This is a genomic window from Syntrophales bacterium (genome assembly GCA_023228425.1).
GTDB lineage: Bacteria > Desulfobacterota > Syntrophia > Syntrophales > UBA2210 > MLS-D.
The window spans coordinates 1-11,027 of sequence record JALOBE010000032.1; the positions used below are offsets into that span (position 1 = coordinate 1).

General features: G+C 57.0%; 11 protein-coding genes. 3 read left to right on the forward strand and 8 right to left on the reverse strand.

From position 1 onward, the window contains the following. Nucleotides 1-171 precede the first annotated feature (171 nt). Nucleotides 172-1,275 carry an AIR synthase-related protein gene (locus M0Q23_09835; GenBank protein MCK9528913.1) on the forward strand — a complete coding sequence of 368 codons (1,104 nt, stop codon included), beginning with the start codon at nucleotides 172-174 and terminating at the stop codon, nucleotides 1,273-1,275. 286 nt (nucleotides 1,276-1,561) lie between these two features. Here M0Q23_09835 and M0Q23_09840 read toward each other — a convergent pair whose 3' ends face one another. The 7 genes from M0Q23_09840 to M0Q23_09870 form a co-directional block, all read right to left on the reverse strand. Continuing rightward, nucleotides 1,562-1,756: a zinc ribbon domain-containing protein gene (locus M0Q23_09840; protein MCK9528914.1), complete on the reverse strand. Its 195-nt coding sequence runs from the start codon at nucleotides 1,754-1,756 to the stop codon at nucleotides 1,562-1,564. Between the two features lie 168 nt (nucleotides 1,757-1,924). Next, nucleotides 1,925-3,046: an ABC transporter permease gene (locus tag M0Q23_09845; protein ID MCK9528915.1), complete on the reverse strand. Its 1,122-nt coding sequence runs from the start codon at nucleotides 3,044-3,046 to the stop codon at nucleotides 1,925-1,927. Nucleotides 3,047-3,050: 4 nt separating this feature from the next. Then, nucleotides 3,051-4,190 carry an ABC transporter permease gene (locus M0Q23_09850; GenBank protein MCK9528916.1) on the reverse strand — a complete coding sequence of 380 codons (1,140 nt, stop codon included), beginning with the start codon at nucleotides 4,188-4,190 and terminating at the stop codon, nucleotides 3,051-3,053. Then, entirely contained in the window at nucleotides 4,187-4,966 is a 780-nt protein-coding gene (locus M0Q23_09855; protein MCK9528917.1) for an ABC transporter ATP-binding protein, read from the reverse strand. Before M0Q23_09855 ends, M0Q23_09850 begins: the two co-directional genes overlap by 4 nt. Further along, nucleotides 4,947-5,702 carry an ABC transporter ATP-binding protein gene (locus tag M0Q23_09860; GenBank protein MCK9528918.1) on the reverse strand — a complete coding sequence of 252 codons (756 nt, stop codon included), beginning with the start codon at nucleotides 5,700-5,702 and terminating at the stop codon, nucleotides 4,947-4,949. Before M0Q23_09860 ends, M0Q23_09855 begins: the two co-directional genes overlap by 20 nt. Nucleotides 5,703-5,710: 8 nt before the next feature. Beyond that, a complete protein-coding gene (locus tag M0Q23_09865) occupies nucleotides 5,711-6,721 on the reverse strand; it encodes an efflux RND transporter periplasmic adaptor subunit (GenBank protein ID MCK9528919.1) in 1,011 nt (336 codons plus the stop codon). Nucleotides 6,722-6,789: 68 nt separating this feature from the next. Beyond that, nucleotides 6,790-7,089 (reverse strand): TetR/AcrR family transcriptional regulator, encoded by a 300-nt coding sequence (locus M0Q23_09870; protein MCK9528920.1) that lies wholly within the window; start codon nucleotides 7,087-7,089, stop codon nucleotides 6,790-6,792. 366 nt (nucleotides 7,090-7,455) lie between these two features. On the opposite strand from M0Q23_09870, the gene M0Q23_09875 reads away from it, so the two are divergent. Beyond that, nucleotides 7,456-7,827 (forward strand): YkgJ family cysteine cluster protein, encoded by a 372-nt coding sequence (locus M0Q23_09875; protein MCK9528921.1) that lies wholly within the window; start codon nucleotides 7,456-7,458, stop codon nucleotides 7,825-7,827. Nucleotides 7,828-7,885: 58 nt separating this feature from the next. Here the strand turns inward: M0Q23_09875 and M0Q23_09880 are convergent, their stop codons facing one another. Then, nucleotides 7,886-9,910: an acetate--CoA ligase family protein gene (locus M0Q23_09880; GenBank protein MCK9528922.1), complete on the reverse strand. Its 2,025-nt coding sequence runs from the start codon at nucleotides 9,908-9,910 to the stop codon at nucleotides 7,886-7,888. A 196-nt stretch (nucleotides 9,911-10,106) separates the two neighbouring features. On the opposite strand from M0Q23_09880, the gene M0Q23_09885 reads away from it, so the two are divergent. Further along, nucleotides 10,107-10,586, forward strand: coding sequence for a DUF456 domain-containing protein (locus M0Q23_09885; protein ID MCK9528923.1), 480 nt, complete (start codon nucleotides 10,107-10,109; stop codon nucleotides 10,584-10,586). Nucleotides 10,587-11,027: the final 441 nt, after the last annotated feature.

Below are 11,027 nucleotides of genomic sequence, written 5' to 3' on the forward strand. Positions count from 1 at the left end.
TGGTTTCCATTAGAACATACTCAGGATAATCTCACAACTAAAAGCGACTAACGCTATCTATTATGACCAAAATCTGCTAATGGAAAATCTGGGTTAAAAGAAATGCCTATACCCTGTATCCGGGGTATCCAGGCATACTGAATACACCTATACCGTAAAAAAGGAGACGGCATGAACAGGATTGAGAAAGCGCTAATGCACGGGTTGTTCGTTCACCTGCATCACAACATCGACAAGGTAATTGATTTCAAGGGATTCCAGGAGTTGAACCAACAGGTGGCAAAAGTATGGCCCGGGGCTTTGCTCATAGGACCGGAAGCCAACGATGACGCGGCGGTATTTCAGCTTCCCGGCATGAACGGATTTGTAGTGGGCAAGATGGAAAGCCATTGTTCGCCCTGCGTACCCAGGCCTTACGACGCCGCGGCAACCGGTGCCGGCGGGGCGATGCGCGATGTGGTCGCCATGGGGGGGAGGCCCGTCTTTCTCCTGGACTTCATCGGTACACGACCCCTCGATCAGGAAGTGATCGTGGGTCCCTGCGGTTTTTCCGGCCGATGCGACTGCGGTACCTGTAAGGTGATGACCAGCCGGGAGAGACTCAACCTGATGATCAAGGGCATCAAGGACATGTGCGTCCATATGGACGTTTTTGTTGTGGGAGGAGGGCTGTCTACATCATTCTCCGATATCGTGCCCGCCGTTGTGTGTGCCGTGATAGGGAGGCTGGTCACTGAAAAGCCCCTTACCAAGCCTGCCAAGAACCCCGGGGACAAACTTATTCTTATCGGTATTTCCGGAAATGACGGAAACGACACCCTATACCGGGCGGGATTGGTAAAGGAAATGAGGCCTGCCCTTGCCCTGGTTAAAGAGGAAAAAAAGGCCATGGAAGGTGCCCTGGCGGCCTTTGCGACGGGGAAAATCAATGCCTGTTCAGACCTTGGCGCCGCCGGACTTGGCGCCGCCGTCTGTGAATCGGCGCGGTACGGTTCCCTGGGTGCCCGGGTCGATCTTTCCAGGGTGCCCGTATCAGTGGCGGACATAACTCCCGAAGAGATACTGATTTGTGAAACCCAGGCCCGCTACGTTGTTCAGGTGGCGCCGGAAGCAGCCGATGAAGTAGTCAGGGCCGTGCGGGTCGTGACGGAGAACGTGGCGGTCATCGGCGAGATTACGGCCGAAGACAAAGAAATTTTTGAGTATGACGGAAAGATTATCGCCGCCATTCCCAACAATCCGTCACCGGAAATGCTGGATGAGTTGAAACAGTGAGCAGGCGGATATAGCTACCCTTCGGGTGTTCGGCCGATGCGCAGAAAGTCGGCTATCGGCCGCTCACCTGCCCCATGAAAGATTGTACAGGGTACGGGGGGATGTGGAATCGCTTGATTTCCACAGCCCGCGCATCTCCCCTCAACACGCTGTCGATCTGTATCGGACGTTTTTCGACTGTATTCGAGATCATCAAAGACGACTGTTCATAAAGAAATTGCCCTGAAACGCCGGGCGCTGACAGGAAAAAGTGTGGGCGGCAGACCGCCGCCCGCTGTCAGTTAGCTCAGGTGAACCGGGACGATCCGGGCGAGCACAGAGTGGTCTTGTCCCCGCCCAGGGTGTTGGTGCAGCTCATCAGCTTGACGACGTCCGTACCGCCGCACTTCCGACAGGCAGGTTGGCGTTCCTCATCACCTGAAAACACCAGGTGCTCGAAGCGGTGTTTGCAGCTTACGCATTCATATTCAAAAATCGGCATGGTGACACTCCTTTGGATGCGTCCTCAAGTGGTCGAAACTGTCCCCGGGATCGGCCCACCTGCTCTTTCCGCGGCGTCTTAAGCCTCCCGGACCGGTTTCGTACCTTCGCATTATAGTGGTATAGTATGCATGACCTTCGTCAATAGCAACCCACTCCGTTTTTTTAATCAATCCAGCTTTTTTTGGAACCGGCCGACGGCGCCGGCGAAGAGGATCGCGCCCAGGACCGCCAGGGCCGCAAATTGAGGCCAGAGTACGGCCATGCCGACTCCCTTGAGGAAAACCCCGCGGATGATCACGAGAAAATACCGGAGCGGGTTCAGGTACGTGAGCCACTGGACGGGCTCGGGCATATTGGCGATGGGAAAGACGAAACCCGAGAGCATGAAGGCGGGAAGCATAAAGAAAAAGGTCGTCATCATGGCCTGCTGCTGTGTAGCGGAGACGGTGGAAATGAAGATGCCCGCGCCGAGGCTGCTCATGAGAAACAGGGATGCGGCAAAGGCCAGGAGAGCCGGGCTCCCGGCAAAGGGGATCTGGAACCAGTACACGGCAAAGGATGTTACGACGATCATCTGGGCAAAGGAGATGAGGATATAGGGGATCGTCTTGCCTGCGATGAGTTCCACGGGTCTCAGAGGGGTGACGATGAGCTGCTCCATGGTGCCCTGTTCCTTCTCCCTGATGATGGCTATGGAGGTGAGAATCACCGAAATGAGCATGATAACGAAGGCCACGATGCCGGGAACGAAAAAGTGTCTGCTGTCGAGATTGGGATTGTACCAGGTTCGTATCCGGGCATCGATTCGTCCGTAGTCCATGGGCTGGGGATGCAGCTCGCGAAGGAGCAGCCGGTTCATTCGGTCAAGGGCCATGACCGTGTATGAGATTCTCACCGATGCCATGTTGCTCATACTGCCGTCGGCCAGAATCTGCACCGTCGCCGTTTCGCCCCGCCTGATGGTCTGAGACAGATCAGGCCCCATCGTGACGGCAATTTCAACCGCTCCATTCAGGAGCAGTGCCTCCAGTTCGCGGGAATTTTCGGCGATTCTGTCGATGCGGAAGATTCCTCCCCCCGTCAGCGTGTCCATGAGCATCCGGCTTTCATGGGTCCTTGCCTGATCCAGGACGGCCACGCGGATCAGGTTGATGTCGTAATTTACGACGTACCCGAAAACAAGTATCTGTATGATGGGAGCGGCAATGAGTATGGGACGGTTTCGCCTGTCCCTGAAGAGCGTGATGAATTCCTTGCGGATGAGTTCCTTGACGCGCAGCCATTTCATGGTGTTACATGCCCTCCCGCTTCAGTCCCGCCAAGGATGCCGCGGCCAGCAGGGCCAGCATGACCGCCAGGACGGCGAAGCTCGGCCACATATGTAAAAAGCCGAGATTTTTCATGTAAATACCGCTCAGAATGTCAATGTAATAGGTGGCCGGAACGATGCGGGTCAACACCTGAAGAGAGGTGGGCATGTTGATCACGGGGAAGACGAAGTCCGAGAGAAGCAGCGACGGCAGATAGGTGATCAGGATCGCGCCCTGGTTTGCCACGAGTTGGGACTTTGTCACGATTGAAATCAAGAGGCCCAGCGCAAGCGCCACACCCAGATAGAGTGACGATGCGAGAACCATGAGCCAGAAGCTCGCCTTCATGACGATTCCGAACAGAACCTGTCCCATGAGGATGGCGACCAGGACATCGACGAGGCCGATTCCGAAATAGGGAATGGCCTTGCCCGTGAGAAATTCACCGGCCGTCAACGGCAGTGACTTGATTGTTTCCATCGTCGCGTTTTCGTATTCCCGGGCAATGACAAGCGACGTCAGCATGGCACCGGCGATCATGATAATAATGGCGATGATTCCCGGGATGATGAAGTTTCGGCTTTCAAGATCTTCGTTGAACCACACGCGTACACGAGCTTCAACGGGGGGACGGAAGGCGGTTTCGTCCAGCCCCTGCCGGTTGAGGAAATGCATAAGAAAAGCAAGGTTTTCACGCTCCATGAAAGCGTTGACATAGCCCCGGGCGATGCCGGCGAAGTTTGGATCGCTGCCGTCAAGGATGATCTGGAGGGATCCCTCGCGGTCGGAACGGATGGCCCGTGTCCAGCCTGGCGGAATGATGACGGCCAGGGTTGCCCGGCCATGATCCAGCACGGAATCGACGGCCCGGGGATCGTCCAGGTAAGAGCCCACATGGAAATAGGGTGACGCGTCAAGGCGACGGATAATGTCACGGCTCAAATCGGTTCGATCCTGATCCACGACGACGGTTTCGATGTTATCCACGTCGAGGGAGAGGGCGTAGCCGAAGAGAAGAATCAGAATCAGCGGGATGGCGAAGGCGAGGATAAGGCTCTGTAAATCCCTGACGAGGTGGTACATTTCCTTGCGCGCCACGGCATGGATATTTCGCGCCTTCACTGTCGGATTCCCTCGCGCGATGGTGTTTCCCCGCGGGCCATGATCTCGATGAAGGCATCGTTCAGGTCGGCCTCGGGACGTCCGGGGCAGGCGGCGGCGATGACCTCGGCGGGGCTGCCCCGGGCAACAATGCGGCCGCTGTCGATCATGATGAGCCGTTCGCAGTTCATCGCTTCGTCCATGTAGTGGGTGGTGACAAAGAGAGTTATCCCTTCCGCGGCCAGCTCACCTATGAACGTCCAGAAATGACGGCGTGTCACAGGATCGACACCGGACGTCGGCTCGTCGAGAAAGAGGATTTCAGGCTGGTGGAGAAGGGCGCAACCCAGCGCCAGGCGCTGGCGCAGGCCGGGCGGGAGATCCTTCGTCAGGCGGTCCCGCACATCCGTCAGCCGGGTCGTCTCGAGGACCCAGCCCATCCGTTCCTGCCACCGACTCTTCGGCACACTGTAGACACCGAGATAGAAGCGGATATTTTCGCTGGGTGTCAGGTCTTCGTAGAGGGAGAATTTCTGTGACATGTAGCCGATGGACTGTTTGATTTCTTCGGGTTCTGTAAAAATATCATGTCCGGCTACGTGTCCCTGCCCAGAGGAGGGCGTAATGATGCCGCAGAGCATCCGGATTGTCGTCGACTTGCCCGACCCGTTGGAGCCGAGAAATCCCAGGACTTCGCCCTTTTTAACTGTGAAACTGATCCGGTCGACGGCGGTGAAATCGCCGAAGCGCTTTACCAGGTCGCGGACAGTGATAACGTCAGTGTTTGAAGGCGTCATCGGCAAGCTCCCGGTCCACCGCCTGGATACGGGTGATGATAGCTTCCTCCAGGTCGGGGTGATCACCGCGGAGGGCGTCCGGTGTTTCTACCGCAAGCAATTGCGCGCGGTGCATCAATCCAAGCCGGTCACACCATTCGCCCTCGTCCAGATAGGCCGTCGAAACGAGAATGGTCATGCCGCCGTCTCGCATCCGGTCCAGGATTTCCCAGAATTCCCGGCGTGAAACGGGGTCGACTCCGTTCGTAGGTTCGTCAAGGATCAGGGCCTGGGGTTCGTGGACGAGAACGCAGGCAAGGCCGAGCTTCTGCTTCATGCCGCCGGACAATCTGCCCGTCTGTCGATCCAGGAAGGGCAGGAGGTTCGAGAAGCCCAGGTAGCGTTCCTTCCGTTCTTTCCATTCCCGGCGGGGAATGCCGAAAATCTGCATGAAAAAGTCCAGGTTTTCTTCCACCGTCAGGTCGGGATACAGGCCGAAGCGTTGAGGCATGTAGCCGATCAGGGGCTTAATCCGGTTTTTCTCCCGGATTGCGTCGATGCCGTCCAGGGTGATGCTTCCCGAGACTGGCCGGATCATGGTTGCGACCATCCTGAGCAGGGTTGATTTGCCGGCTCCGTCGGAGCCGACGAGACCGAAAATGGTTCCCCGCGGCACGGACAGACTGACTTCCCGGACAGCCTCACGTGTCCCGAAGCGCATGGAGACGGCGTCAACGTCGATGTAAGCAGGGTCCATGGATGGCCTCATTTCAGCCGGGCGTCGGCAGGCATGCCCGGTTTCAGCGCCAGCTCCGGATTGGGGATGTTCACCTTGACGAGATAGACCAGCTTTACCCGTTCCTTTCTGGTCTGGATGATTTTGGGGGTAAACTCACTTTCGGACGAGATAAAGGACACCGTTCCCGCAAAAGTCCTCCCAGGGAATGAATCAACCCGGACCTCAACATCCCGGCCGGGACGCACCATGCCGATCTCCGTGGCATCGACGAATATCTTCAGGTCCACTCTGGACAGGTCGGCCAGGCTGATAACCTCTCGCCCGGGCGTGGCCATTTCGCCGGGTTCTATGTTCCGGCTCGTGATTATTCCATCGAAGGGAGCCCGCAGTTCAGTGTAGCGAAGCTGAATAGCCGACTGCTGGAGCATGGCCCTTGATGCCGTGATCTGGGCCTGGGCGGCGGCCAGGTCCTTACGGGCGGCCTCGATCTTTTTCAGGTTTTCCCGGGCCTGCCGAAGTGCCGCGTCTCCTTCGTCCAGGCGGGCACGAGCCGTCTCGAAATGAACGCGCGCCGCGTCAAGCTGTTTCTCTGTCACCACATCTTCCCTGAAGAGCCGTTCGAAACGACGGTAGTCTTTTTCCGCCTCGGCGGCAACCTCCCGCCGGCCTCGGTGGTTTGCCTCCGCCCGGGTGATGTCCTCGGGCAGGGTGCGCTGATAAAGGTCCAGAGTGATCTCGATCTGATCGCGGTTGCGCATGGCCCGTTCAAGATTCGCTTCCGCCTGTTCGAGGCGGCTCTTAAATTCCTCGGCGTCGAGTACTGCCAGCAGCTCTCCCCGTTTTACGAAGGTTCCCTCTTCCGCCGGTACGGAAGTCACCCGTCCCGATACCTGGAACGCCAGGTTAGCCCGGGTGGCCTCAATGGTTCCGGAATAGGACAATTCGGTCTGGTGGCTCTTCTGCTGACCACGGTAAACCAGCAGAGCCGTGACGACCAGCAGCAGAAGAAAGACAACGATGAAAAAGCGTAATTTCACGGCCCTGTCCTCGTGTTACTTCCTGTTTTCTGTGTTTCCCGCTTTCAGCGCCCCGATAATGAGCTCCGTCACACCATGGTTTTGATGTAGGTTCTGAGCTTTGCTTCCGGGGTAGGGGCTTTTTGGATATCGCGCGTGGTGGTATCGATTACCCGGTTTATGACGCCGAAAATCACCGTCTCGTACAGTTTTTCCTTGTTACCGATATGGTAGCGGAGAGTGGCTTTGTTGACGCCGGCGCGCCGGGCGATTTCATCAACCCTGCCGGTTGCGTCGAACCCGCTTTTGGAGAAAACGTCCCGAGCGGCGGTCGGAATCCCGGCCGTGGTTGCACTGTCCTTGCTCTGGGGGTGAGGATGATCGATCACAGGTTTTCCATCCATCCGGTTAAACTAACTGGTTAGTATAATGATTTGCGGACGAGGTCAAGCAGACCGTTTTACAAAACTGTCCCGAAGCGGACGTTTGTTCGACCTTTTCACGAACTCAGCAAGCCTGGAATGTGCTTCTTCTTTGACAGGACATGAAGAAGGAGATATTGTACCCAATTACAGATGAGGTCTTCATAAAAGGGTCACCCGAGGTATGACCTCCGGCATTGTCGGCGCGCCCATACTCAACGATGCCTGCTTACGGCACGTTAGTTGTATGATGCAGGCCCGCCTCCGGCGGACCGGGGCGCTTTGCACGAAGACGCCCTCCATCGGATGTTTTTAATTGTGTACGAATGCACTATGGATAACTCCGAAACTATAGAATGTCAGCGCTGCGGACGCTGCTGTCTGGCCGACTTCAGGGCCTATGTAACTGATGACGACATACAACGGTGGAAAAGAGAGCAGCGACGGGATATTCTGCATATCCTCACTGGGGAGAGCACCTTCTGGCAGGGTGACCGGCTGGTGTCGGCCGATTCAGGCAAGCCTCGCCGGGGCTGTCCCTTCTTCGACTTTGACGCAGAACAATTCGGCTGTGCGATTTATGACACGAGGCCGGCCGCCTGCCGGAAGTACGCTGCCGGTTCGTCGGAACTTTGCCCCCAGTACAGGGGAAAAGCTCCGGTGGATGATTCCAGGCATTCCAAGGAGGGTGGGTCGGGCAGCTGACTTTTGGTCCGGCCGGCCATGGATATTTTCACTCCCGGTCCCCGGGACGGCGCTCCGGCTACCGCCTGTAGATGCGATAATCTACGACCGCAATGCCCTTTTCATAGACCAGGATCGGGTTCAGGTCGATCTGGTCGATTTCGGGGTGATCCTTGACAAGCTTCGATAGCGCTTTCATAACGGTGATGAGGGTCTTTTCATCCTTCGGTTTCTGACCTCGAACGCCGGCGATCAGGGGGTACCCTCGAATACCATGGATCAACTTTTTGAAATCGGCAACCCCGGCCGGCAGCAGGCAGAATCCGACATCCCGGTAAATCTCCGTGAAAATGCCGCCCAGGCCGAACATGAGAGCCGGTCCGTACTGGGGATCTCTTGTGACGCCCAGGATAACTTCCAGTCCGCCGGGCTCGGCCATGGGTGACAGGGTGACGCCGTCGATCCGGGCGGCGGGCAGGTTCTTCCCAACGGTCCGGATCATCTCGTCAAAGGCGTTTTGTACCGCCGCCGGTCCCGAAAGATCCAGACGAACACCGCCCACATCGGTTTTGTGAGAAACATCGGGTGAGTCTATCTTCATGGCCACGGGCCGACGGATCTTTTTTGCCAGAGCCGCAGCCGCCGCTGCAGTGGCTGCCGGCCGGGCATCGACGGCATCGATTCCGTAGTGTTTCAGGAGAGCTGCCGCCTTGTCCGCCGGTATCAGCCTGAGTCTGCTGTCGTAGGTCTGTGGACGGACGGGCTTTTTCGTCTTCCGGGGGCTGTCGAAGCGCACGAGTTGGTAGAGGGCCCGAACGCCCCGTTCCGGCGTGGGATAGACGGGGATACCCTTCTGGTGAAGGAGCCTGGTTTCTTCACGCTCCACGTCGGCACCCCCGCAGTAGACGATCACCTGGTCGATGCCGGTGACGATGTCTGAAGCGCCCCTGACAGGGTCGCCGAAGATGACGACACTCGTGTCATACTCTCCCCTTGCGGCTTCGATGACCTTCGAATAGAGGCTCGGGTCGGCAATGGCGTCGCCCGTGAGGTCGATGGGGTTGTTGACACCGCAGTGAGCGGGAAGAAAGCTTCGGAGCCGCTTTTGAAGAGATTGTGAAGGTTCGGGATTTTCAAAACCAAGTTTTTCAGCCTCGTCGATTGCCAGAATGGCAGCCCCGCCGGAGCTTGAAATATGGAGAAGCCGCCGTCCCGGAGGTTTATCCATGTAGGCAAGGGCCTTTGAAAAATCATAGAGTTCCTCGAGCGTGTCGGCCCGGTGAACATTGAACCGTTCGAAGATTGCATCATATATGGCGTCATCGCCCGCAAGGGACTTTGTGTGGCTTTCCGCCGCGATACGTCCCCGATCCGTTCGTCCCGCCTTCAGGATCACCACCGGTTTGGCGGCATCGTCCAGAGCTTTGATGAAATGAGCCGGCCGTTTGACGCCTTCGAGATACAGGGCGATCACCTTTGTGTCCGGATCGTTGTTCAGGTAGCTGATGCAGTCTGATTCGTCCACATCGGCACGGTTTCCCAGGCTGACAAAAACACTGAAGCCGAGGTGGTCCTGGCTTGCCCAGTCGATAAGGGCCGCTCCGACGGTGCCGCTCTGGGATACAAAGGCGATCCTTCCCCGAGTGGCGATCAGGGGCCAGGAAGCGCACAGGCCGTGGTGGGGATTGTTGATCCCCTGACAGTTGGGTCCAACGACACGGAGATTATGAAGACCGGCCACCCGGATCAGTTCTTCCTGGAGCCTTTCGCCTTCCGGTCCCGCTTCGGCAAAACCGCCCGTCACGACGACCGTCGCCTTGACGCCCCTCGTACCGCAGGCGTCAAGTGCCCCGGCGACCATGGCCGAGGGAATGACGATAACCGCCAGGTCCGCCGGTTCCGGAAGCGAGGCGATATCCTTGTACACCTGTAATCCGAGGATAGTGTCGGCCTTGGGGTTGACGGGGTAAATAGGTCCTTGAAATCCGGCATTGATCAGATTGAAAAGAATGTCATGACCGAGTTTGCCGGGGCTTGCCGACGCCCCTATCATGGCTATGCTCCGTGGCTTGAACAGTGGGCGCAGAGTGCTTTCGTGTCGCATTCCCCCTCCTTCTGTTTACCTAACGGGTGATGTAAAAGGAGATTGAAGTATAGGGTAGTGGCATCGCGATGTCAACGTGCGCCGCCGCCCGGCTGTGGCGGGCCCGTGGTTTCTGTGTTACTATTGTGATCATCCAGCGGATCCCTTTGCCGGGTCTTTCCGCTGAGGCGTTGATGATCCAGGGAGCCGGTGGCCCATGACAGCAGTCCTTATCGTGGCCGGATTGATCGCGGCCGTTCTGGCCGTTGCGGGAAGCGTTATCCCCGTTATTCCGGGTCCGTCGCTGAGTTTCGCCGCACTGCTCCTGCTGTCCTTCGCGAGGAACTGGGAACCCTTCAGCACGGAATTTCTGATTGCTGCAGGCGTCCTGGCCCTTCTTATCATTGTCATGGATTACATTCTTCCCATTGAGGGGGCTCGACGCTATGGGGCGTCAAAATTCGGTGTGGCCGGAGCACTTGTTGGGATCGTGGCGGGATTCCTGATCATGCCTCCGGTGGGTATATTCATCGGTGCCCTGCTGGGAGCCGTGACGGGAGAGCTGGTGACGAAAAAGAGCGGCCACGAAGCTCTTCGCGCCGGCCTGGGGGTGTTTATAGGTTTCATGGTGGGGACGGTCATACGGGTAGCCTTTACGCTGGCCGTACTGTTTTTCTACATAGCGGCGCTGTTCTGAAACAGTCCGCCTTATCCCGGTTCTGCCGAAACATTGCACCCGCCCTGACAATTGCATATTCCGTTCAACGCTCGTAACGCTTTGTTAAAAGCGGCCGTCTTTTTTTGTCCTGTTGTGCCCCTTTGTCCGTTCCGGTCACTTTCTTATAGGTCAGTTATATCCGTTATTTAGCGAGCTTTTTCTTGTTTTCTGGTCCTTTTGGCACGGTTTTTTCATTAGAGTAAGGTGAAAGGATACACAGACAACCGGACACAAGGAGGACGGGACAATGAAACGCATGGCACAGACAATAATTATGACGGCTTTTGTAGTTCTGGTTACGACATCTTTCGCCTACGCGGAGTATGTGGCGACGGCGGCTGCGGGCGGGACCTTTCCCTACTTCCAGCTGGGTTGCCTGGTGATGGGCGGTCTGATCATCACCTCGCTCAAGCACAAATA